Origin of the sequence: Escherichia sp. MR (assembly GCF_005280595.1) — a bacterium.
GTDB lineage: Bacteria > Pseudomonadota > Gammaproteobacteria > Enterobacterales > Enterobacteriaceae > Escherichia > Escherichia ruysiae.
Window position 1 is genome coordinate 23,707 of the sequence record NZ_SZVK01000028.1, and the last position, 22,821, is coordinate 46,527.

Genomic DNA, 22,821 nt, shown 5'->3' on the forward strand with positions numbered 1-22,821 from the left:
AAAATCTGGAACAGGGCAGAAAAGGATGATGTGGGGTTAATTCACAGAAACAGACCAGGTGTACCCTGTATGCCGGTGGTGATACCCGCCTGCAGCCCTGCCGGAAGAGACCTTCTCTGTAACAATGTCAGTCAGGCGCAATACTTCAGACCAGTCACTCCCATGCGGAAACTGGATCTGAACAAAAAGGCGTACCCGCTCACGGTGATCCAGAACTGTGTCCGGTTCATAAAAACGGCCACTGTCAGGAGAAACACGGGACGTTTTATTGATGAGATCATACTTATCGGCAGGAGACTGCGATGAAATCGCCCAGGTGATATTCTCCGCCTGGTGGCCATCAATACGACTGCTCCCCGGCGTCCATGCAATTTCCTGCGCACTCGCCACGATGATCTCCCTGGAAACTTCAGCCAGCTTTCTGGGTGTAAAGAATACCGGTGCCAGCACACACAGGGACAACAAATTACAGCTGACCGCTTCCGGTTTAAGCGAATTGCTCCCGGATTTTTCAGGAAAAGATATTTTTGTCAGTATTTCAGTTAATTCCTTATGCCTGAGAGAATTAATAAAGTACATGATAAGCATCATGAGAAACAATATAACAATAAGCCCTCCGATAACCACTAAAAGGTCAGTATCAATATTATTGCTGTACAGATAGTCTTTAGTGGTCACTGTATTATCCTGTATCACCGGGGGGTATTCAGTTACAGGCTTCTCAGTAAATTGATTATTCTCACCAACATATTCAGCGATATTGTCTGATGTCATAATGACTTTCTCCGGAAGATCCCGGCTTCGCCGGCAACACTTCACGGTCGCACAAAGAATTTGCACAACCGCTCAGTGTTTTCATATTTATTTCGGAAACGTCGGGAAGTGACAAAATTTATTTTGTTACGTCCCGGGGTTGGACAACGAGCAACGCGAGGCGTCAGCAAGGAGGCCGGTCAGACCAGCCTCCTGACGAGGTTCAGAGAATATTTGCGATTGATTTGGCCAGCTGGTCTTCGAGAACAGGCTTCGCCTCTTCAAATTTCAGGTTAACCTTGTTCGCATTTGAGACCACACGGGTCTGGTATTTATGCTGGTTACCTGTTTCAGTACTGGTCTGAATTTTCGCACCTGATGTGCCCTGACGCAGGGCGGCAACATTATCCGTTGTCACCGTTGCCTTAGTACGCTCTGCAATCTGCACATCCGTGATCATGGTATAGTTCACATCTTCCACCATCGCATCTGCAGCCATACCCACCAGACCGGCAGCAAGGCCCACACCGAGTGTGGCACCGGCAGAACTGGAATTATATCCGGTGATACCGGCACCTAACGCTGCACCAACTGCTGCGCCTTCATAACCACGGTTCAGCCATCCCTGAGATTCCCGCAGATCCATCTTATCGGCCTTCAGCACATTCGCCTGAATCCAGTAGTAGGCTTTATCCGGAGAAGTCACCACCTGATATCCTTTTGCTTTCACAGCATCAGCAATTTTGCCCTGCAGCCCACTCATGTCTTTATCAGACGTGTTTTTGATCTGCAGAAATACCGTGCGTTCGCTGGCGGGTTCAAGCCAGATGGTCTCACTCATCTGAGTCTTCACCTCAAGGTTACGCTTCTTGATTGCTGTGCTCATCGCACCACACCCTGAAAGGGCCAGAGTGGAACTGACCAGTGCAACCATCATCAATTTTTTTGTTTTCATCCAAAATATCCTTTTAACTAACAGACTCTTTTTTGAACAGTCCTATTACTGAGGCTATAGCTGAGAGATTATAACGATTTATATCTATGGTATACACCAAGAAAAATAATATGAATGTAATCATTAGTGCAAAAACATATAAGATAGAATGCATAAACGAAACCATAGAAAAAACAATCAAAAACAACAAAATATATGTCTTACTCTTAGAATACATAAAATTTATTATTTTTGAATCCTTTCTGAAACTATCAGGAATCGCAAGGTATAACATCATTCCATTTGTAATAGCCACAAAAAGCAGGAACCCCATCATTCCACTAGCACATATATCAAAGCCAACATCCCTGACATCACTTTTAACCGATACTAAACGCAGAAAAGTTGGCCATAATAAAACCCATAAAAACACATAAGTTCCCGGCTTTATGACTTGTAATAATGATGGGATATTAACACCCTCTACAGAGAGTACCTCCTTTAGTTTTTGCATCTCCATTTTTATATCATAGTGAGTGATCATAATGGCCCCTTCAATCGTTCTTTCTTATCATCCACCATCTGTTTTAACGCATCTTCAGACGGTGTTGGCATTAATTTCTGTCGTTTATTTTCTTCATTATATCTGTTGTTTTGTTGAATTTCTTCCTGTTTGTGATTATTTTTTAACTCTGAATATTGTCTGTCTACAATATTTTCTTCGCCATGAATACTATTCTGAGTATCTCCGATATTCCCTTTATATTCTGTGACCATATTATCAACCTGATGTTTTACATCATTACGGATATTACTGTTCTGCGTTCTTTGCTCAATAATGGCCTGATGCCCCTGATGGTCAGCAATAATATCCTGGTTGCCACCACCCGAAGGTACGCCCTCCATTCCTTTACCAATATCCCCACGGGATTCACGCCAGGCATTATCAACACCAGGCTGCACCTGTTCCTGAACAAAAGACCATGCCATCGCCCGACGGCGTTCTGCAATCTCCGGTGAACTGGTGTTTGTCAGAATAGCTTCGGCATCCTGCGGTGCGTGTTTCATCACATACTGTGCAAACTGTTGCGACAAATCTTCGCTCATCTGCCCACTCATGCTTTCAGTACGGGATGCCATTTCAGCATATTCATGGCTGCGGGTCATATTCGTCGTGTACTGGTCGTAACTCTGTTTCGCTGAGTTCAGGGCTGCAGACAACTGGTCCACGCGGGAATCGGCATTATTGTCAGTATGGCTGCCGGATTCACTGACTTTGCGACTGGTAAAGTAATCGCTGGCCTCTTTAAAGTCCTTACTGGCTTTAGCATCGATATCATGGCGAGCATCATGGGTAGCCCTGCTGCCACTACTTGCTGAATGTGAGTCATCATCCGTTGCATCCAGGCTCCCCTTAAATCCACCTCTGATGCCTACCCCACCACCAACACCAAGAATTTTAGGTTTAACCCCCCATTCAGCATGAGCATCAGCATACATTCCACCAGATAGCCTGGTACTTGTTGATGCCAGTTCCTGAGTCGCCTGCTCATTACTGATATTATGCGCCTTCGCATAGCTTTCCACTGCACTGCGCATACGGCTGGCCATCATGGAGTCCTGAGCACTCATCGTGCTGTCAGCACCACCGGTGACAGAATCACTGCTCCCCCGGTTAGAACCAAACTGACTGAGCGTGTTCCAGGCACTGGCAATACTGCTGCTGAACCCATGCAGGGCACTTTCTGCTCTGTTCGATGCTTCCCGGGCCATTTCCTGTTGTGCCGCCGCAATCTGACGCGTTGCATTGATGCCGACCGGTAACCGGGACATCGCTCCGCTTGCATCCATCACCATATTACCGTCACGGGTCTGTGTGGCGGTTGCGCCACTGCCGGTCTGGTACATCATCTGACCAAACGACGTGGTGCTGTTGGTGCTCCAGCTGAAGCCGTTCACGTTCTCCGTCTGCATGTTGCCGTAGGAGTAATTACCGTCAACCACACTGCCTGCTGCACTGGCGGTCGGGCTGATAGCAGAGGAAGCGAAATGGCTGTACACACTGGAAAATCCTGCCCCGAGCCCCCTGACCATCATCCAGGATAATGGCGGGATCATCATGGAAAGATACCCGGCAGTGGAAGCCAGATCGGAGTATTTCAGCTGTATCTGTGAAATTTCCGAGAGCACCACCGGTGCACCATTCTGCTTCGCATAAAATGTCATGGCGCTGTTCAGAATGGCGTACAACATTGGCCATGACTGCAACCACATCAGGGCAAACACATAGCCTTTCAGGACGGACAGCGTCAGTTTGTTGAAGACAGCCGCCAGTACCAGGAGCGGGAAAATACCGATGGCGATCCCCGTCAGGATGGTCTGCGTCATGGGCAGTGTCCGCATCGCCACATGACCGATGGAGACATGTGCCAGACGTTGCTTCTCCATCGATGATGTGGTGGCCAGATTCACCAGGCTGGCCGAATCACCATTACGTGCGGCATAACTGGTGATCCCCTCCTTCAGCGCATTGATGGTGACATTCTGGCGGATGATCTGGCTGGCTGATTTACTTGAGCCATAGAAGTAACTATAACTGTCGCCAATCAGCGTACTGAACAACAGGTTCGGATCAGGGCGTCCACCAAATAGCTGCTGGGCATAATAATGCCATGTTTTTCCGCCACTCTGTGTGTCCAGATTCAGCTTGTCTTTCAGCGAAACCGACGCGTCCTTACAGGTCACGAAATTATTATTGCTGTCATAAACGCCCCGCAGCGGACTGGGGCGGGAAAAAATCAGCGTGTAAGGATCAGCGGAGGCCATCAGTTCCTCCAGCGTGTATTTGTGGTTCAGGTAAATATCCCCCATCACGCAGTTCTGCACATAATCCTGGAAAAGATTGGCGATCTCCGGATTACGGGACAAAAAGTCGGTGCTTTTTGATACCAGTTCTGCGCCAAACAGCATCCCCGTTTTGCTGTAGGTGACACTGTCCGGTTGCGTGAAGATCATCTCGTAACTGGCCACCATTGCATGCCCGATACGGGTCGTCAGTGAAAGTGGCATCGCCAGTCCGACCGGCACATTATCCACCCGGTGAACTTTGACCAGGTCACTGTTATCAATAATCTGCACCGATGTGCGGACATTAACCAGCAGGCTGATAAGCACAAACACGGCCACCCAGCCCAGCAAATCCATCACGTTGTGCCGCTGTACCCACATTACGGCCACCGCGAGAACAGACAATGTGAGCGCAATTTTTTCAATGGAATCCCACGTCCGGGTCCCCATAAAGGCGGCAATGGCATTCAGGTTATTCCGCAACCACTCACCACCGGCAATCACATAAACTTCATTCACAGTGTGCTCCCTCCGAAGTGATAGTTGTTCTGGTAACGACTGAGCATGCGGGCGGAAAGCTGCTGACGCATGTAGCTCATCTGACGATCGACAACCAGCAGCGCATCCTGCTGTACCTGCACCTGTGACTGAAACGCCGCAATCTGCCGGGTGGCATCATTCATGTTGTCGTTAATATGTTCGATAACTGCTTCGTCATAATTTCCTGTGGCCACCATCGCCCGGGCCTGCTGTATCAGCTCCTGAATGTACTGCAGCAGGATGTCGTAACCGATATAGTCCGTCAGCTGGTAAATCATACTGTTGGAAACACCGAGCATCTGCGGGTCAACCAGGTATTTGAAGACGGGGATGGTGGTACTGGAAATAAAGCCTTTTTCCTTGTCATCCAGAGGCGTGTCACTGACCGCCTTGTTCTGAATGCTGGCCAGAAGTTTAGTAATCTGAGACTTCAGTGCATTATCCCGGCTGATGGTCACCGGTGTGTCTGCCACCACTTTCAGGCATTTATCAGAATCGTTGCAGTGATAAATTTTTGCTGTGCCGCCTTCCATCATGGCCCGGATAATTGAGCGGTCAGTGGTTCTGGCTGACAAGGGTGTGATTTCGCCGTTGGGACCAAACACCAGTGAGCCGGTCAGCGTCATCACAAACTCTTTCAGCTCTTTGTTGCCGTCAAACATTCTGTTTTTGGAAAGCGCATTCCACATGATGTTGATGTTTTTGGTCACCCGCTCCTTATCCTTGTCGCTGGCTTTATCCCTGACACTGTCAGATTTCCCGCCAACGGTACATCCCTGCCGGGAAGCCGCCCAGTCAGCAAAAATATTGCTCTCACCGGCAATGTCCTGACAGACTTTTTGCTGGGACACCTGCGTCCGGGGGAAAAGCCCGCCAATAATCCCCTGCGCCGCCTGGCAGGAACTGAGGTTCATACTGTTAATGTCGCTTGCCATTTTCTGCAGGAAGTCTTTTGCGGTTTTGATTTCCGGCACCGTTGTCTGCAGGGCAAGGTCAAAAAAGTAACCGGCAGCATTGCTCATAATCTGCTTAACAAAACGCTGCAGCTGCTCGCCATTAATAAAACTGAACGAACCGAGGTAGGCATCGATGCCGCCACATCCGGCATTGATATCCGGCAGCGTCATGGAAATCAGCTGAACATTTTTGACCTGAGTACGGGCATACAGGGAGCCGCCGTAAGCATAGCCGGCAGCCTGCCCCTGCCAGACGCCCGACTGTGTGGTATTGGAGGCGAAGCCCAGCTTGTTAAAGAACTGATTCATGTCGCTGTTCACATCCGCTGACGCTGCGGGTGTGACCGTCAGTAAAGCAGCACAAAGAACCAGAAGAGGTTTAATGCGTGGCATCATTCTTGCCCTCCCTTAATTTGTTCTCCCGGCGCATACGACATTTCAGCAGGAATATCCCGATATTTCCGTCCAGTCCTGCGGCTGTAATATATTTCAGACACCGAAATCCATCCCACAATTGCCCCCACAAAAAACACAACAGAAACAGAAAAGGTAAGGCACAGCGAAACGACAATTTCTACAGGGCTGGCGGGATAAAAAAGCCCCTGATGGATAAAGGGGATATTCAGGCTGACGATTATTCCCGTCGCGATGCCGGATATTCCGGCAATGAGTAACACCACCTGCTTATTTCGCACCTTTTTTCCCTCCGTACATCTGCAGAACGGTATCCATCCGCGCCATAAAACCGGCAGCATCCGTTGCCCCCTGTAAAAGCGGTAATGCCTCAAGCGTGTTGACGTTGACCAGGAAGGTGGTCGGTGTGGCCACCGGGATATTCGGGAAGAAGGTCTGCATCACGTCCGGTGGCACCGGCAATGCCTCCGGAAAGGCGGTATCCCCCTGACCATCCAGGGTGTAGGGAAAAACGGAAAAGCCGTACTGCTGTGCCAGCTGTTTCAGTACCGGGTCAAACTGGTGACAGTAAGGGCAATGCCCCTGCATAAACAGCACCACCTTCCAGTCGGCCAGGTTAACCTGCCTGCCGTTGCTGAGGCGGAACCAGCGGGGGGCTGGCTTTTCTGTCCTGGCTGACGTGCCTGCTGCCGGTTGTGCAGGCTGCGCGGCCATACCCTGCGGATTCCAGAGTCGTTCAATTTCATCCCGGGTGGAGGCCTGCACACCTGTGGCCATAATCAACAAAATGACCGGCAGTAATTTAGTGAGAGACATGTCCGCCCTCCTGCTGCTCTGCCATCATGGCCTGTTGCCTGGCTTCCAGTGCCTCACGCTCTTCCCGGCTGACACGGGCAATCCATGCATCCAGCACCTGGTATGCGCCGAACAGCACAAGGATGGCCGCAATCAGCTCCGCCAGAAAAAAAGCCATCCAGGGTTTGCTGTAAACAAGACGGGCGACGATATGAAACCAGACACCCAGGGAAAATACCCACATTCCCGTAATATCAAGCCGGGGTAAAGAGAATCTGCGTTTACTTATCATGTTAAACTCCGGTTATTATTTACATGAGAGTATTTATGTCTGTAATATTCGCGTTTGTGTGATATTAATCAGATCAACCTCATTATTTTGTATGGTTTTTATTACCGTTTTATATGACTTAGCCTGTCATAAGCCCCCTTATAAAAAACCACATCACTCCGGACCATACTGATGACAACATAATACAGATAAATATTCTTCTGAATCCGTCGAAGCTCGTAACGTTCGGTAATGAGCCAATAACCATTGGAACAACCATTGCTGCGCCCTGATTCATAATTGCACCACACAGAAACCAGAGACTGGCAGTCAGCACATATAAACACGCGATATTAATAACAAGGAAAACCAGCGAACTCAGGAGAAACATTTTCCTGTCATTACGCTCAGAAAAGAAATAACCGGCAATAATGACAAATATTAACAGAACAACACCTGTAAACAGTTTCAAATAATCTTCACTCATAAATCAAATCCGCGATTAAAAATTGGGTTTAAAATCTTCAGAAACGTTCAGGAACTGTTTTGCCAGGTCGTCCTGCGAAATAAAACCGTATGATAACGGACGAACACTGCCCTGTTTCGGGTCAACCAGCATCATGGCCGGGAAATATTTCACGCCGAGGCGCTGCGCCTGCCCCTGGTCAGTCCGGGAATCCGGCAACAGCGGATTAATCACACCATCCACGGAAACGGGAATAACACTCAGACCATAGGTATCCCTGAAGCCATTAATGACCTGCGCCAGCTGCCCGTCGATGGGGTCCTGCCCCCGGTAAAAGAACATGATGCCGTAGTGTTCAGCCAGTTTCGCAATGGCCTGTCGCTGCTGCACCTGGTCTGCCGCCAGCTGGTTCCGGACCGTGCCGTTGTAATGGCTGTACTGCAGGTTATAGTCCAGTTCGGGATGCGCCAGCATGGCTTTTTTGGCGCTCATGGTGAAAAGCCCGGCCTGCTGAGTCCAGTAATTCTGCAGCCGGAAATATTTCACAAAATTATCCACGCCGGGATACAGAATAGCTTCGTACAGCGCCCGCTTTGTTGCCGTCTGCAGTGCGGCCAGTTTCTGCATAATGTCCGGCTCCTGACGGGGGGCTGCAGGTACTGGTTTATTTTCTTTTTCCTTCGGATTTATTTTCTCGTTATACCACTGCCAGCCTGCATCTTTTCCTGACGCCGGAAAAATAAAGCAGCAGAGTAACAGTGGCAGTAATGCTTTATTCATCTTCATTCCTTTCATCACTTTTTCTTTCATCATCAGGTTTCTGCAGGTCAGTCAGGGCAGAAAAACAAAAATACAGAATAAACAGGAGCACACCGGAGTAAAAAATAACGAAAGCAGCAGCAAGTATCTCACCTGCAGTGGTTTCTTTTACCGTATCCCACGACCAGATAATTACCGGGGAAATGACAATCGCTGTAATCAAAAGCCGGATAAGAAAATCAATAAAACGGTTCGACGTGAATATGACTTTCATCATTTTCCCCGGTTATTTTCCATACCTTACTGTCCTGCCTGTTTCAGCTGGTCAGCAATCTGCTCTTTCACTTTCTGCGTCAGAACACCACTGTCCGGGATTTTCTGGTTATTCATCAGGTCTTCGTAGAAGTTAGTGAAATCCAGTCTGTTGAACTGAATTTTCTGCAGCTCATCAACCGTAATCCCCCGACAGTCAGGATGCTTCGCACTGCCAAAACTGATACGCAGCTGACCGTTGCGCCCCTGCTGCTGGACTATCTGCGCCAGCTTCGAATCAAACTGACAGTAACTGCGTTTTTTCTCCAGGCAGACACCCAGCACTTTCTTCGAACAGAACTCTCCGACACTGACGGTCAGTTTGTTTGATTTTGCTTTAGCCAGGGCTTTTTCATCACTGCTGCATTTGGCCAGCCCGATATCCTGTCCCCAGCCGCTGTCCTTACAGCAGTTGCTGTATCCGGCTGCAGCCTTCTTACAAAATTTCGCCTGACCGGTGAAAGCACGGACATCCACCCCGTTCAGCGCCGCAACATCCTTACCTGCTGCGGCCAGTGCCGCCAGCTGAGAAACGGCTTCGGCAAAATCATTACTCTGCCCGCTCTGAGCCTTATCGCATTCGCCATCGAGACAGAAGACGTCTCCCCCACAGACCATCACTTTCCCGGATGTTTTTGACTCACAGGAGTACGTGGCATATTCATGCAGACAGGCACCTTCTTCGGAGTAAAAGGCGCACTGGTGTGACACCAGGGTACAGGCAGGATTGTCGGTGTAGGTCTGACAGGTTCCCTTGTCTGCTGACTGTGTGACATACGTGTCCCGGTATGCCCAGCAGCTCTGGTACATGCTGTATGACTGACCGTCTTTCACCAGCGTCCTGTTCCCGCCAGCCTCCGTACATTCTGTTTTTGTCAGTTTCCCCAGCTCCTTGCTGAACGGGCAGCTTTCAGACCAGACAACATACGGGGTGTACGAGGCTTTTTTTACCCTGACAACCAGACGCAGCTTCATTGCCGTATGACGTTTGAATTTTGTATTCCCGACCCGGACGGGGTGAGATGACGTAAAAGCAACACCGGCAGTCAGTGTTTTCTGTACTGGTGTAAATGAGGCATCTGCTGAGTATTTGGCATTCCAGCTCAGTGGGGTTCCCAGTACTGTAATTGTCATAGGTACACTCTTCTGCAGGTAAGTACGACTCCAGCTGTAATGCGCATCGACAATTTCACCGGTAACGGGAGAGGTAATGGAGACAACATACTGACCATTCACTTCACGTGCAGGTAGCTGACTCATTTCATACTCCAGCGTCCGGGTTTCCCATGTGGTACTCCCCTGCAGCTCCATACGGGCAGTTCGTGTGCAGTACTGCTCCACCTGTAAATCCCGCTCACAGGTGTAATTCGTGTATTCACTCCGGCTAATCTCCTGCGCACTGCACTGCTGCCCGGTGTTTCCCACAATGCTGTCAGCCCGGTTCACCACATCCCTGCCGGTCTGGATAAACGGTGCATCCGGTGAAAGAATGTCTTTCGGCTTGTTCATGAATGACTCTGTAATGGTTTTTCCGGTTTCACCGGTCGCCCATTCCGTGGTGCCGTCATTTTTCAGGCCGCTATCCCCGCCGGCAGTCACGCCACCGTAATATTTTGTCTCGTCCGGATTCGCGTTATAGCCGGGGATACTCTCCTGTGGCTTAAAGCCCTGAATACTGCTGCTTCCCTGTCCTTTGATCTGGTGAGCAAAATCAGAGCCGGCCCGGTAATCACTGTTGCTGTCAGCCAGTGCCATGCCGGCAACCAGAGCCAGTATCAGAGGTAAAATACGTTTCATTTCCCGGAATCTCCTTTCCCTGCCAGTAAATCATGAGCCACCTGCCGGCAGTCACCCGTGGCGGCCACTTTCTCCAGCGCCTGGCCGACCCGCAGGTTTCCCCGGATGATGTCGTATCCCTGACTGCAGAACACCACCAGTGCCGGTACACTGCGAATGCCGTACTGTGAAAACAGCGTCGGGTCGATCTGAACACCATCAGTCGCGCCGTCTTTCACCAGGGACAGCACGGCTTCAGCGGTGGTCTTCAGGTCATTGTTCACCATGCCCCGCAGTGTGGCGGGTATACCGTAGTGCCGGGTTTCGCCCAGCATCCGTTTCAGCCCCTCTTCGGGAATGGAAAACGACACAAAATACAGGGCCCCCTGCCGGGGTTTCCCGTCCTGCGAAGCCTGCTGTTTACGAACCAGCTCATCCAGGAAATGGTTATCTGAACGCTGAAGGGGGTTCTCCAGCACCTGTTTCTCCGCCCAGGCCTTCAGCTGATGGTCAGGTTTTTCACGCAGTTGTCTGCTTAAATTTTCCTGCTGCTTCAGGAACTGGCGGTTTTCAGGAGTGTTCACATTGTCTGAGGCATGAACAGTGATATGCATTCCTGCAGTCAGGGCAAAAAGCGCAAATGTTTTCCAGTTCATGATATATCCTGATGGCATTGTTACAATTTAATTACCCGTAGGGTTTTCTCTCAATTTTTCTGCCAGTTTTAAAAAAGCATCAAACTCTTTCTGACCTGCGCATATTTTACTGGCTGTAATCGACACGGTTATTCCTGATGTGTTATTGGCAGAGTCTTTAATATCATTATTATGGACGGAGACATTATCGGGACTGAAAATATAAACCTTTTCTCTGGGATAATCCCTGTCCACATCCTCCCGCCACTGAATCTGTTCTTTATCAAAACGGTGATACATTATTGAGGAAAACCGGCACAACCAGTCGTCAATACATGACAGCTTATCCAGTAATTGTTGCGAATGACGGACCTCACAGGCAAGCTGCCGACACTCCATAATGCACCGTGACACACCACCATTTGCATTCACAAGCGCTTTCATCTCCAGCAGAACACCCATATCAAGTATTCTGGAGCCATATTTTATATTATTACTCATTACACCCTCCTCTGTTTTTGTTTACACATTTACCTGGCATAAATATTATCTGTATTACGATGCCTTGATGGCGTATAAACATTGCAACTCCTTTCTCTGTCAGAATTGAAGGACAATGCAATAACACCATCAAACAACAGTTCGATAAACTCAGACTCACATGAGTCTGCAACCACAACCAGGCGTTTATGATATTTTCTGGCCTGTTTAATTAACCTGATAACTTTTGATGTCATTTTCTTTTCACACAGCCTGACTCCATCAAGGATTAACGTCTTTTCAGGTGTATTCAGAAAATCAAAATTATCAATATTTTCATCACAAAGCCGGTTGTACCCCGCAGAGTTAAGAGTTTTAAAGTTGTAATACCGGGAATCACTATCACTGATTCTTATTTCAGTCAGGAGAGTTGACTTGCCGGTATCTTCTTCCCCCTTAATCAGAATGCGGTCTTTAAAGTTCAGCATTAATTCTGTTGCCTGTTTATACATAAAAAATCCTTCAGAATTAGTAGTTTTACAGGAAGACACAGTTACGTTTACGCCACATCAGGTAGCCGAAGTTTTTCTTTGTATTGGGCGGATTTTTCCCGGTTTCCCAGCGGGTCACACTGCGCCCGAACGGATGGCACTGTCCGCTGTCCGGGTACATATTCACCATCTGGTAACGCCAGCGTTCTTTGGGCAGGATTGGGGACGGATATTCATTACAGACGGCGTTATTTTTCCCGATGGTTTCCATAATCATGCCCTGACGGTGCAGCTTGAACGCCATGCGTTCACTGACCAGCAGGGAGGACTGCAACGGACTGGACTCATTACTCACCCAGCCATTGAACGGGTACATACTGCCCTGCGAACCGGCACACCAGAACAGAACATCGAGAGGCATATTAAAGGCGCTGGCAATCGCATCTGCTGCGCAGGCTCCCTGTGCTATCGGATTGGCAAAGATGACAGCTTCCGGATTGAGAATGGTGGTCAGGCTGCTGTCCGTCCAGGTGGGGTCGATTTCAGAAAGATAAGCGATATCCAGGTCACCACCTTCCAGACAGCCCAGCGATGTGATGATGTTCAGCCAGTACGTCAGCGGGTATTTGTACCAGTGAACGTGATAGAACGCCCCATTTACCTGCTTCTCATCCTTTTTCGCCGTTCCCTGTGCCGTTTTACCAAAAGCCGGCAGGCTGAAGCCCAGGTTCACCATGCATCCCGGTGACCGGGTGACGTCCGTCAACGCCATCGGCTCCCAGTAACCAATGGCCAGCCCGATACGCCTGAACAGCGGCGGCGGTGCCGGACAAATCTGAATGGGCATCGACGGGTTCGCCGTGTCGGGGACCTTACCCTGACTGACTTTGATACTGCCCAGCGAGAGCGGGAAAATACAGCTCCAGCAGATATCTGTGATCGGGTTTACAAAACGCCCCTCACAGGCAGAATCCGCAGACGCCGCAGGGACATGACCGGCGAAAAGGAATAACATCAGCAGCCACAGCCTTCGCTTCATTTTCTGCCCTCCTCTGCCGGAATAAATTCCACCTTCAGGAAGCGATCGCCGGGAACGGCGCTCACCCGTGCCGGGACCTGATCAATGCCGAGGCGCTGGCAGAGCACACCGTTCTGGTCAAAGTAAACACGGCTGTCCAGAGACTTCTGCATCTCCGGGATACTGCCCTGCACGAGGATAATTTTGCTCTCCAGTGTGGGCGGCGTCTGGCGTTTCATCCAGGCCACCTGCGCCGGATCATCGCCATTGATGAAATACAGCGTCTGGTTAAAAGGAACATACTGCAGCGGATTCATCACTTCACCCTGACGGGCAAACACCCGCCCTTCGTTATCCCGGATATCCGCAGCCAGTCTGACGGACGGGTCAAACAACCGGCTGCCGTATTTCTCCGTGCGTCCGATACCGGGCACGGCAGGGGGCCGCAGACTGTTGCGGATCACCCGCTCCTTAAAGGCATCCATTTTCCGGCCCATCTCACCGGACTGCTCCAGTGCCGTCAGGCGCTGCATGATCACCGTCAGCATGTCCGGCTCCTTTACCGGCCACAGATCGCCCCAGGTACCAAGATCGGCGGCGGCCACACTCTGCCCCCATATCAGCAGGGCAATCAGCCCCCGGCATCTCATGGCTCCGCCCTCATTCGCCGGGCAATATCCTGCTGGATTTCCCGGGTGATATCCGGAGCCCCCTGTACCACGGCAGGCGACACCAGAATGACCGCGTGGTGTTTCTGCTGCCATGCCTGCAGGCTGGCTTCCAGTGCCGTGTTAAAACGCGCTGAAAGGGCTTTTGACTGTGCTTCTGACAGTTGTTTCTGACTGGCGCTGTCAAAAAACGCATCCACGGTCTGTTTCATGTTGAAGGCGGCAGTCACCGGTGCGTTCAGTCTGACAATGCCGTAACTGATGGCTGCGTTCAGTAACACCATTGCCAGGCATCCCGGCACCGTCCACCACCAGTGGCTGCGTCGACGGGCTGTAACGTCAGTCGTTTTTTGCGTTGTGGTCATGCAACACTCCTGTATTTCTCATGTTCTTCCAGCCAGGCTTCCAGCGAAGCCATCTCCGGCCCTGACTTCTTCCACGCCAGCTGCCACACCGCCTCATGAATACTCAGCCCCTCTTTACGCTTCTGCTGCACAAACTCAAAATCCGGGCCGTCAGAGCTGTACATGGCGCGGCTTAACGGGTCCACAAACAGACGGTGCCAGGAGGAATGGTTTTCCACCTGCAGCAGGAAGGAACTGAACCACTGGTCTTTGGCCGCACCAAACTTACCAATCATGTCGCGCTGCAGTGGCAGGAACTGGTCCGGATACAGTTGGTTGTATTTCGCGAACTCCTTCGCACTCTGTTTGAGGATAATTTTGTAGGAGGAGTTACCCCATGCCGCGCGGGCAGCACTGGAGGCCTTATCAGAGTCAAAGTCGACGATGTTCTGTGTGATGGTGATATAGGCACCGGTATGACGGCGGGCCGTACGGTAGCCTTTCTCAATAAATTCACCGACCTTGTGATTTTTGAAGTCCAGCAGACGCCAGCCTTCATCAATAACGTTCAGTTTCTTGAGGTTACGCGGCGTGCGGTACATCCTGTTCTCGATGTAGATAATCAGGGAGAACATCACCGCAACCAGCAGTGACGGACGGTCTTCCAGTCCGCCCAGCTCCAGCACCACCATTTTCGCATCATCCCGCAGGGACGGCTCATCGGAGTTGAAATACTGGCCATAAGTGCCGTTAGCAGTGTACTGGTCAAGCAGCACAATCATTTCGTCCAGACGGCTGCGGATGGTCGGTGACTCGGCATACTGCTCGCTGTCACTGGCGTTTTTCAGGAAATCCACCACGTCATCAATACGTGCCCTGTTCTCTTTGGCCAGCCATGATGCCCTGACTGCCTGCAGCAGCAGACCTTCATGCACTTCATCCAGGTTACCGTTGGGGCTGGCCATCACCGACAGCTGGTCACGGACACGCTCCGCTGACTGGTCAATATCGGTGATGTTCGCAAACGGGTTAAAGCGCAGGGTTTCACCGTCCAGATACACCCCGCCCATGTTCTCACACAGGGACTTGTATCCATCCCCCATGTCGAACACCACGGCAAAGCCTCCGGAGTCCAGCACGCTGCGGATAAGTGGCTGTATCAGCCCGGTTTTACCGGCCCCGGAGGTGCCACAGACCGCCATGTTATAGTTGGTGTTATTCATCCCCCGGAAGAAAATATCGATAAACGCCAGCTGGTTACGGTAGGTGGGTGCCAGCAGACCTGCCGGTGTCAGGGGGTTATCCGCCACTAACGGCATCAGGTTGGCCACATTAAAGCTCTCTGCGCGCTGTACCACTCCGGCCTCTTTCAGCTGTTTAAACAACCCTTTCCCGGCCATAAAGGGCAGACAGGTCAGGAAATTGCGCATGTGGTTAAAGCGCGGTGAAATCAGCTCAAAACCGTTTTTACGGAAGCTGTTCAGGATGTCCTGCTCCACTTCCAGTGCCGTTTCATTATTATCCTTGCAGAAGGCTGTGATGTTGAGGAAGTAGGACACCACGGAGGACTGACCGGAGCCCAGCCGCTGACGCAGTTCCCCCCACTCCTTCGCCTCTTTCTCCACGGACGGAAACCATTTGGCATAGGAGGTCTTCGACTTTTTCTCCAGGTCCATGTACTTCAGGTTGGCTTCGCTGTGGGTTTTCACCTGGTCTTCCACCACCAGAGTCAGCGTCAGGATGAACGGACAGGAGATGGACAGTTCCGGGTTCAGCAGGTTGCTGTAGTTGTCGGCCATGTTCCACAGGAAGGCGATTTCCGGGTTACGGGCCAGATGGAAATTCAGGATGCGGGCCGTGCTGTTCCTGCCGTTCTCACGCAGGCCCAGCGTCAGGTAATCAGCCCGGACTTTCAGATCAAAACTGTCCTCCACACACTGATAATTCAGATCAGAATACGGGTCCAGCTGACGTCTTTTCGGGTACAGGGAATCCGGGTTATGGTTAATCATCTCCCCGACAATATCGATAAAGGCCTGTGCATCCACCGTCTGTGTGGTGATACTGGCCCCCTGTAACGACGCCCGGATGATTTTCACCAGGTTTTCCATTTCCAGAATGTCGGCCCGGCTTTTTTTCTTCGAGGGAGAACAGTACGAGATAAACACCCGGTAATGGCGCAGGGTCAGGGGCAGATTCATTCCCTCCGGCAGCGGAAACTGTGTCGCTGCCGCTTTCATATAATAGGCCCGGGTAATGGCGTTAAACCGTTCGGCCTGTTCGCCAGACCAGGAGAACTCACGCAGCCCGTATTCAATCCTGTCACCAACCAGCTGACTGGACATCAGATGGATACACAACGGAATACCGCGCGGCAGTTTGGTGCGCAGCATATGATCGAGGGCCTCCACAATGGACTCATTCGCCCCATTGATGGGGATGGCTTCCAGCATAAAGCCCATCGTGGTGTCATTCATGAACAGACCGGATTCCTGGTTGTAATCACGGTACGGCAGCAGACGGCTGAACTGCGGGAAGCTCATTTCGCCCAGAACTTCATTGGCCTTTGCGGATTCGTCAGGCAGTTTCAGTGCTGTGACGAGGGAGTTAACCGCCTGAGTGACGGCCTCAAGTGGGTTATTCACATGAATTCCTTAGTTGAAAAATAAAGCGAGAAATGCGGTAGCCATGAAGGGAATACCTGTAATTAACGCGCCATTTCCCGGCGCATATACAAAGATTTCTGTTTTCTGAATATCCACTCATGTTCATCCGGAATTAAATCACTATGTTCTGCGACTGACTTATGCATAATGTTTTCTCTGTCTTTCCTGATACGCCTGACATTCAACGCACAACGTCACACCGGGAAATATTTTCCGCCGGGCTTCCGGAATAGGATTTCCGCATGCTTCACAGAGATAAACAGGAATACCATGAGCATTTATTTTCTGGCGTATCCGGTTTATTCCTGTCATGGTCAGTTGTTCTGTCACTGAATATGCTTCATCGGCTTCATCACTCACGGAATATTCCTCCCGACATGTTCTGACACGCTACCGCCCATCCCTTTTCACGCACAGGGCACTCGTTTTACAGGCAGATTTTGAATACAGAAAGCCCGCCGGCATTGCCGGCTGATATACAACTTCAGGGCCAGTTAATTAATACGTGGTTTTCCCCACGCAGACGGTTTAATAACAAAAAACACGCTGGATGGCTGATGATAAACATCCTGGTTATCAATATAAGGCGCTATCCATAATGCTGCCGTCTGCTCACCCGTTCTTAGCGGACGAGGTGGTGTTACCGGCGTAACTGAACTGACCGGAACAACCGTTTTCACTTCCCGGGCAGCGGTAAACAGCGGGCGAGGTGCCAGCAGTTTCTGCTCCGGATGTGCTGTCACCGCAGGTCTGCTGCCGGACGGAGTGGTCGCGGTGACGGTCTGCACCGGCATTGTCCGGAAGTTCCCTTCAGCCAGGCGCGGCAGTGATGCCGCAACCGGCTTTGCTTCTGAGGACTGCTCCAGTTTTTTGGCCTTCTCATTGGCCTGCTCCATCGTCATACAGGTATCGGATGTGGTGGCGTTACACTCAAATTCCGTACTGGTTCCGGCACAGCCGGAAAGTAATAAGGTCCCCAGCAGAGGAATAAATAAAGAAATCTGTTTCATTGTCCCTCACCTTTCTCATCGCAGTTCACAAAATCATTCTTCAAATCCCTGACCGTACAGGTTTTTACAATGTCAGGATTTTCAAAAACCGTATTCCGTGATGATTTATAAACATATGCCACAATGCGTTTCCCACCCGCATCAGGCTCTGGTGCACTGACTTCACATAACGGAGGTGTTATTCCGGACTCATACAGCACCGGATAATTTATTTTTTTGACGCTGCCATCAGAAACCAGCTTATTCATCGAAGGGTTCCTTATATTTCTGAATTCTTCATCACACCGACAGCAGTCATATTAAAATTGTCCGGCAATGACTCAGAACCGAATTTCTCCGGTGCAGGAAGTACGATTCTTGTGGCGCAGTTACTGAGAACAGCATGCATAAAATCATCTGACACGGTTTTACCCGGCACAGAGAGGGCTGTAATAACATTAATATTACGCATGTTCATTTTTCTCCGTTGTTTCTGATTGTTCTGTCATCGGGGAAATAAACATGGCATTCCCTGATTTTTCCCGGCAGGGAAGTGTCTTCTGCAAGAACTTCCTTCAGACGCTCATCTGCTGTTGCCACACGGACACATTTCATTTTTCCGGGTCGCACCGGATATTTCCCGGTGATCGCTGCCAGCGAGACATACATCAGTGCCAGCGTTGCCCAGAATGCGGTGACCAGTTGCATCAGTGACCGGTCAGTCTCCCTGACATAATCTGCAGCATCAGCAGCACGGTAACGGCAGATTTTCTCTTCTGCTCCTGGAAGATCATGCAGAGAAGGCAAACATTCTCTTACAGGAAACTGCCCGGCAGGGGCTGTTTGTCTTACGAAGTCAATTTCCTGAACCAGTAATTTTCCTGGTGTGGTGTTGTCCTTCCATAAAACAAACAGAGCCATCAGGGCCATTGTGGCCAGTGGCAGAATGACGGCGTATTTCAGACACCAGAACAGTCCTCGCAGAACCCGGGCGACAACATACCGGGCGGCATGGCCCGCCTGACGGGACGACGTATTATTTGCCATCATTGCCCCCTCCCTGACTGCCGGACATAAACTGCTGCGGATTCAGGTTGCCCAGCTGCTTCAGCATCTGGTCAGTATTAAAGCCGTTAAGATGACTTTCAGCCGATGGCGGAACAGGAACCGGACTTTCCGGATTGTCTTCTTCCGCTCTGCTCTGCGTGCGTTCCAGCGCCATCTCTTCCACGGTTTTCAGCTGGAAGCCGTCCTGGAACACCACGGTCACTTCGTTGCCCGCACCAATCGGTATCACCGGGTGATACTGTTCGGCACGTTTGATGTAGTAGTCACTGAGCGTCTGTGCGGCTTTCGATGCGCCGCCACCGATACCCATTTTAAGGACATCGCCGGCCCCGTAAGCAGCAGTGGCACCCAGCCCGACAGCCGGCTGGGAGGCGCGCTCCATTCCCTGACCGATACCGTCAACAAATCCCGCGCCCCATGCCCAGCCGAGGATTTTGCCGTTACGCATCACCACTTCGCCCTTGATACCGTTTTTACCCCGGAAGCTGACATGCCCCTTAATCGGCATATCAATAGTTTTGCCGTCCTTCAGGCAGCTGATATTGCGGGTACGTACAATGGCACGCTCACTGGACACATCCCCCCAGGCTTCCAGACCCACAAAACATCCCGTTGCGTCATACGTCTTGCTGTTCGGCATTTCCACCAGGCCGGTGATACGCAGCTGCATCGGCACCGTGGATTCATTACCGGTGACAGAGGCATTGGCATCCGCCCCTTCAATCAGCATGGCTTTCGCAAAACTTCCTGACGGAATGTACGGCAGTGATGGTCCCTGTTTTCCCTCATTACGGGTAAACACCTTACGCTGTATCCGGTTAGGCACCGGCACAGACTGGTACGTCACCTGTGGTGGTGGCGTGACACCATTCCCGGGATAAAACGCCGTCGGCGGTGGAACAGCAACGCTGCCCTGCGGCGGGAAGGATACGGGGGTGTTTCCTGGCTGTGGTTCGCCTTCCGGGCCGGGCGGTGAGGCAGGCATCTGCGGTACAGGCTCACCGGTCGCCGTGACGGGATTAGCACCCAGGGCTTTTACCTGCTCTGCCAGGGCGGCATTGTCCTGTCCCAGCTTTTCAATACGACGCTGGTCATCACCGCGCTGTTTGTTCAGAACATCCAGCTCACGACGGATTTCCTCATACTGCTTCTGCATCTGCGCTGCCGTCACCTGCATCTCTGTGGTGGCATGCTGACGCACCTTGTCATCAAAGGTCGTATCCACCACACCGGTCATATCCGGCACAGGCTCCTGTTCAGCCACGGTTTCACCGTTACCGGACATGTCCACATCAGACAGATACAGTGCCCCACCAATCGCGGAGGCTGTACCGACAACCACAATCCCCAGCCACAGGTACTGCTTGCGTTTCACAATGGTATTGATACTGGCCATCAGTTGCCCTCCCCGTCACGGATGACATACACATCCATGCGCGCACCTGCCAGTAACTGGCTGGCAGGCTGGCTGAACATCACGGCACGGGTTCCCGGCTGCCAGAAGTCACTTTCCCGGATATTCAGGGCAGACAGCGTTTTATTTTCCACGGCAAAGCGGACCATCTTCAGGTGATTCCCCGTCCATACGGCATCTGCCACTGAAGACAGCCCCGCCGGGGCCTGCAGGGTTTCCTTTGTCACCGGGACCTGATACCAGCCTGCGGGTAATTTTCCGCCACGGACGGCCTGGCTGATGGTCACAAGCAGGGATTCGTAAGGCGTGGACGTTTCCCACGCACCGGCTTCTTCTCCGGTTCCGCGCAGGTCACTGACCAGCTGAATGGTACGCCCCGCGCCTTCACGGGGAACGGCCTGAATGGAAAGATTCAGACCACGTTCTGTTTCCAGAATGAACGTAAAGGGCTTTTTGTTGACGGTGGCCACCACCACACCGCCGGAGGCGGTCTGCTCATTATTGGTCAGGGCACCATCCAGACTGTTCACGGCGATAATCCGGTCACCGGGAACGGTAAACAGATTCGGGCTGGTATTGCTGATGGCAATACTGGCCTGACCACCGTTCACCATTGGCACCACGGTGGGGGCCAGCGTACCGTTTGCGGCCATCACGCTGCAGGAAAAAAACAGGCTGCCGAATATTATTGCCGTATTATTTTTTCTCATCGTCTGTTTCCCCGAAATTATCCAGCCAGGTTACCCCGTTTTCCCGCTTCAGAATAAGGATGTAATGTTTGATATCAGTGAAAGGTTTTGAATCACCAATCCAGGTTTTAAGCACACCACGAATTTCCACACGGCCATACTGAGGCCAGACACGAACACTGGTCTGGAAAAAGGCTGAGTTCACGTTATCGTTTTTAATACGCTTCGCTTCTTCAGCCAGAATAACTTTCATCTGGTTCTGTGCGCCCGGGCGGATATATTGCAGAAGCGCCTGATGTGAGGCATCGACGGTTTCTGATGAAACATTCAGACGGAGGGCAATAAATGACAGCGCCATCTGCTGTAAATAAGAGGCGTCGGCACTGTTCTGTGACACGGCAAAGGGGGCATTAAATGCCATTGGCGTCACGGCAGTGCGTTGCTCATTCTGAAGACGGTAGTTATTCACCCCCTGAATGACGTTAACAGAGAGGCTGAGAACAATAAGCACTGACATAAATATAAAGGCGATGGCCATTACACGACTGGTACTTAAACGGGCACCGTGTTCCATATAACAATCCTGGTATCAGTTCTATTTAATCCACTGCCGGAAACACGAATCGGGAACATTATGAAAAATACCGCGCAGCAGGGCTGTTGGCATATACCAGTAAATCAGATCACGTAACCAGGAACTGCCCCGCCCTTTTTTCAGTTTTTTAATCCCGAAATAAACCAGAACCGCTGCACCAATACCGAACAGATATTTCGATGTTGTGATACCCCAGCCAATACAGATTGCTGCGGGGATCAGTTCATCCAGTGGCAGGCCAAACCAGCGGCTCTGGTTGGTCAGTGTTTCCGGGAAACGATATTTCTTAAGTTTATTCTCGTCTCCCGACATCGTTTTATTTCAGGCCAACGACGGCCATACCCACAGCAATAAATACAGAGATGATGGCAAAACCGGCCAGGAACTTGACGTTTTTGGTCATCATGTACATGACCGCACCGACCAGAACTTCAGCCAGAACGACCCATTTAACAACACTGGAGTCCTTACCGAAGGTCGCCTTAACCGTGGTGTTACCGCTTGCCATCAGGTCCTGGCCCTGTGCTGCCATTGCCAGTTGCGGGAAGAACATCATCAGAACAGCAGCCGGGATCACAGCGCGAGCCAGGCGAAGCATATTCAGACGAGTGAATTTAGAAAAAAACGACTTCTTTTTGACGGGCGCAGAAGCACCCTGAACACTTAAAACGGCGTCCATATGATTCCTCTGTTTAATATTGATAGATAAAAACTAAAGTTCTTTAAATGTTGACTCGCTCTCTTCGGTCACCTCCCTGAATATTTCTTCGTTATAGAAATCAGGAAATCGTTTCAGATGATCTCTGAGACGGATCTGGACTTCTATCGTTTTACTTCTTCCACTACGATCTTTGGCCTTAATAAGTCGGTTATTTGTATCTTCATCGAGATACACCGAGACTGTTCTGCTTATACCGCCTCTCGCGTTACGCCTCCTCACT

At 50.8% G+C, this 22,821-nt stretch carries 30 protein-coding genes; all 30 read right to left on the reverse strand.

The annotated features are described in order from the left end of the window. Positions 1–36 precede the first annotated feature (36 nt). Complete coding sequence (locus tag FC814_RS13350; protein WP_000199911.1) at positions 37–774, reverse strand: hypothetical protein; 738 nt, start codon at positions 772–774, stop codon at positions 37–39. Between the two features lie 202 nt (positions 775–976). Continuing rightward, the gene (traT, locus tag FC814_RS13355; protein WP_000850424.1) at positions 977–1,708 is read right to left on the reverse strand and encodes a conjugal transfer complement resistance protein TraT; all 732 of its coding nucleotides are present in this window, start codon (positions 1,706–1,708) and stop codon (positions 977–979) included. Positions 1,709–1,721: 13 nt separating this feature from the next. Further along, positions 1,722–2,231 carry a conjugal transfer entry exclusion protein TraS gene (gene traS / locus FC814_RS13360; protein ID WP_000628099.1) on the reverse strand — a complete coding sequence of 170 codons (510 nt, stop codon included), beginning with the start codon at positions 2,229–2,231 and terminating at the stop codon, positions 1,722–1,724. Next, a complete protein-coding gene (gene traG, locus FC814_RS13365) occupies positions 2,228–5,053 on the reverse strand; it encodes a conjugal transfer mating-pair stabilization protein TraG (RefSeq protein ID WP_130563231.1) in 2,826 nt (941 codons plus the stop codon). The genes traS and traG overlap by 4 nt, the downstream gene beginning before the upstream one ends. Next, positions 5,050–6,423 (reverse strand): conjugal transfer pilus assembly protein TraH, encoded by a 1,374-nt coding sequence (gene traH, locus FC814_RS13370; protein ID WP_156841533.1) that lies wholly within the window; start codon positions 6,421–6,423, stop codon positions 5,050–5,052. The genes traG and traH overlap by 4 nt, the downstream gene beginning before the upstream one ends. Continuing rightward, positions 6,423–6,785, reverse strand: a complete 363-nt coding sequence (trbJ, locus tag FC814_RS13375) for a P-type conjugative transfer protein TrbJ (RefSeq protein ID WP_001443292.1) — start codon at positions 6,783–6,785, stop codon at positions 6,423–6,425. Before trbJ ends, traH begins: the two co-directional genes overlap by 1 nt. Beyond that, entirely contained in the window at positions 6,715–7,260 is a 546-nt protein-coding gene (trbB, locus tag FC814_RS13380; RefSeq protein WP_105078375.1) for a type-F conjugative transfer system pilin assembly thiol-disulfide isomerase TrbB, read from the reverse strand. The genes trbJ and trbB overlap by 71 nt, the downstream gene beginning before the upstream one ends. Next, the gene (gene traQ / locus FC814_RS13385) at positions 7,247–7,531 is read right to left on the reverse strand and encodes a type-F conjugative transfer system pilin chaperone TraQ (protein ID WP_000624108.1); all 285 of its coding nucleotides are present in this window, start codon (positions 7,529–7,531) and stop codon (positions 7,247–7,249) included. The genes trbB and traQ overlap by 14 nt, the downstream gene beginning before the upstream one ends. Before the next feature lie 118 nt (positions 7,532–7,649). Continuing rightward, complete coding sequence (gene trbA, locus FC814_RS13390) at positions 7,650–7,997, reverse strand: conjugal transfer protein TrbA (RefSeq protein WP_001287893.1); 348 nt, start codon at positions 7,995–7,997, stop codon at positions 7,650–7,652. A gap of 15 nt (positions 7,998–8,012) precedes the next feature. Then, on the reverse strand, positions 8,013–8,756 hold the full coding sequence (traF, locus tag FC814_RS13395; RefSeq protein ID WP_001030376.1) for a type-F conjugative transfer system pilin assembly protein TraF: 744 nt from the start codon (positions 8,754–8,756) through the stop codon (positions 8,013–8,015). Next, complete coding sequence (locus FC814_RS13400) at positions 8,749–9,009, reverse strand: conjugal transfer protein TrbE (RefSeq protein ID WP_000864323.1); 261 nt, start codon at positions 9,007–9,009, stop codon at positions 8,749–8,751. The genes traF and FC814_RS13400 overlap by 8 nt, the downstream gene beginning before the upstream one ends. Before the next feature lie 26 nt (positions 9,010–9,035). Next, complete coding sequence (gene traN / locus FC814_RS13405; protein WP_137326048.1) at positions 9,036–10,844, reverse strand: type-F conjugative transfer system mating-pair stabilization protein TraN; 1,809 nt, start codon at positions 10,842–10,844, stop codon at positions 9,036–9,038. After that, positions 10,841–11,479 carry a type-F conjugative transfer system pilin assembly protein TrbC gene (trbC, locus tag FC814_RS13410; RefSeq protein ID WP_001104248.1) on the reverse strand — a complete coding sequence of 213 codons (639 nt, stop codon included), beginning with the start codon at positions 11,477–11,479 and terminating at the stop codon, positions 10,841–10,843. Before trbC ends, traN begins: the two co-directional genes overlap by 4 nt. Before the next feature lie 27 nt (positions 11,480–11,506). After that, positions 11,507–11,959 carry a hypothetical protein gene (locus tag FC814_RS13415; RefSeq protein WP_000069427.1) on the reverse strand — a complete coding sequence of 151 codons (453 nt, stop codon included), beginning with the start codon at positions 11,957–11,959 and terminating at the stop codon, positions 11,507–11,509. Positions 11,960–11,988: 29 nt separating this feature from the next. Then, on the reverse strand, positions 11,989–12,450 hold the full coding sequence (locus FC814_RS13420; protein WP_000277845.1) for a hypothetical protein: 462 nt from the start codon (positions 12,448–12,450) through the stop codon (positions 11,989–11,991). Positions 12,451–12,475: 25 nt separating this feature from the next. Next, entirely contained in the window at positions 12,476–13,468 is a 993-nt protein-coding gene (gene traU / locus FC814_RS13425) for a conjugal transfer pilus assembly protein TraU (RefSeq protein ID WP_000830183.1), read from the reverse strand. After that, positions 13,465–14,097 (reverse strand): type-F conjugative transfer system protein TraW, encoded by a 633-nt coding sequence (gene traW / locus FC814_RS13430; RefSeq protein WP_001203720.1) that lies wholly within the window; start codon positions 14,095–14,097, stop codon positions 13,465–13,467. Before traW ends, traU begins: the two co-directional genes overlap by 4 nt. Then, positions 14,094–14,480 carry a type-F conjugative transfer system protein TrbI gene (gene trbI, locus FC814_RS13435; RefSeq protein ID WP_000214096.1) on the reverse strand — a complete coding sequence of 129 codons (387 nt, stop codon included), beginning with the start codon at positions 14,478–14,480 and terminating at the stop codon, positions 14,094–14,096. Before trbI ends, traW begins: the two co-directional genes overlap by 4 nt. Next, complete coding sequence (gene traC, locus FC814_RS13440; RefSeq protein WP_001064243.1) at positions 14,477–17,104, reverse strand: type IV secretion system protein TraC; 2,628 nt, start codon at positions 17,102–17,104, stop codon at positions 14,477–14,479. Before traC ends, trbI begins: the two co-directional genes overlap by 4 nt. 159 nt (positions 17,105–17,263) lie before the next feature. Next, positions 17,264–17,485 carry a conjugal transfer protein TraR gene (gene traR / locus FC814_RS13445; protein ID WP_001278689.1) on the reverse strand — a complete coding sequence of 74 codons (222 nt, stop codon included), beginning with the start codon at positions 17,483–17,485 and terminating at the stop codon, positions 17,264–17,266. Between the two features lie 134 nt (positions 17,486–17,619). Further along, entirely contained in the window at positions 17,620–18,135 is a 516-nt protein-coding gene (traV, locus tag FC814_RS13450) for a type IV conjugative transfer system lipoprotein TraV (protein ID WP_000809906.1), read from the reverse strand. After that, positions 18,132–18,383 (reverse strand): conjugal transfer protein TrbG, encoded by a 252-nt coding sequence (trbG, locus tag FC814_RS13455; RefSeq protein WP_001038341.1) that lies wholly within the window; start codon positions 18,381–18,383, stop codon positions 18,132–18,134. The genes traV and trbG overlap by 4 nt, the downstream gene beginning before the upstream one ends. A gap of 11 nt (positions 18,384–18,394) precedes the next feature. After that, entirely contained in the window at positions 18,395–18,592 is a 198-nt protein-coding gene (locus FC814_RS13460; RefSeq protein ID WP_001324648.1) for a conjugal transfer protein TrbD, read from the reverse strand. Further along, on the reverse strand, positions 18,589–19,161 hold the full coding sequence (gene traP, locus FC814_RS13465) for a conjugal transfer pilus-stabilizing protein TraP (RefSeq protein WP_063078161.1): 573 nt from the start codon (positions 19,159–19,161) through the stop codon (positions 18,589–18,591). Before traP ends, FC814_RS13460 begins: the two co-directional genes overlap by 4 nt. Continuing rightward, the gene (gene traB / locus FC814_RS13470; protein WP_000146685.1) at positions 19,151–20,578 is read right to left on the reverse strand and encodes an F-type conjugal transfer pilus assembly protein TraB; all 1,428 of its coding nucleotides are present in this window, start codon (positions 20,576–20,578) and stop codon (positions 19,151–19,153) included. The genes traP and traB overlap by 11 nt, the downstream gene beginning before the upstream one ends. After that, on the reverse strand, positions 20,578–21,306 hold the full coding sequence (gene traK, locus FC814_RS13475; protein WP_001230787.1) for a type-F conjugative transfer system secretin TraK: 729 nt from the start codon (positions 21,304–21,306) through the stop codon (positions 20,578–20,580). Before traK ends, traB begins: the two co-directional genes overlap by 1 nt. Beyond that, on the reverse strand, positions 21,293–21,859 hold the full coding sequence (gene traE, locus FC814_RS13480; RefSeq protein ID WP_000399792.1) for a type IV conjugative transfer system protein TraE: 567 nt from the start codon (positions 21,857–21,859) through the stop codon (positions 21,293–21,295). The genes traK and traE overlap by 14 nt, the downstream gene beginning before the upstream one ends. A 21-nt stretch (positions 21,860–21,880) precedes the next feature. After that, entirely contained in the window at positions 21,881–22,192 is a 312-nt protein-coding gene (traL, locus tag FC814_RS13485) for a type IV conjugative transfer system protein TraL (RefSeq protein WP_000012106.1), read from the reverse strand. A gap of 4 nt (positions 22,193–22,196) precedes the next feature. Then, positions 22,197–22,559 carry a type IV conjugative transfer system pilin TraA gene (traA, locus tag FC814_RS13490; protein ID WP_000340273.1) on the reverse strand — a complete coding sequence of 121 codons (363 nt, stop codon included), beginning with the start codon at positions 22,557–22,559 and terminating at the stop codon, positions 22,197–22,199. Positions 22,560–22,592: 33 nt separating this feature from the next. Next, on the reverse strand, positions 22,593–22,820 hold the full coding sequence (gene traY, locus FC814_RS13495) for a conjugal transfer relaxosome protein TraY (RefSeq protein WP_001254386.1): 228 nt from the start codon (positions 22,818–22,820) through the stop codon (positions 22,593–22,595). Position 22,821: the final 1 nt, after the last annotated feature.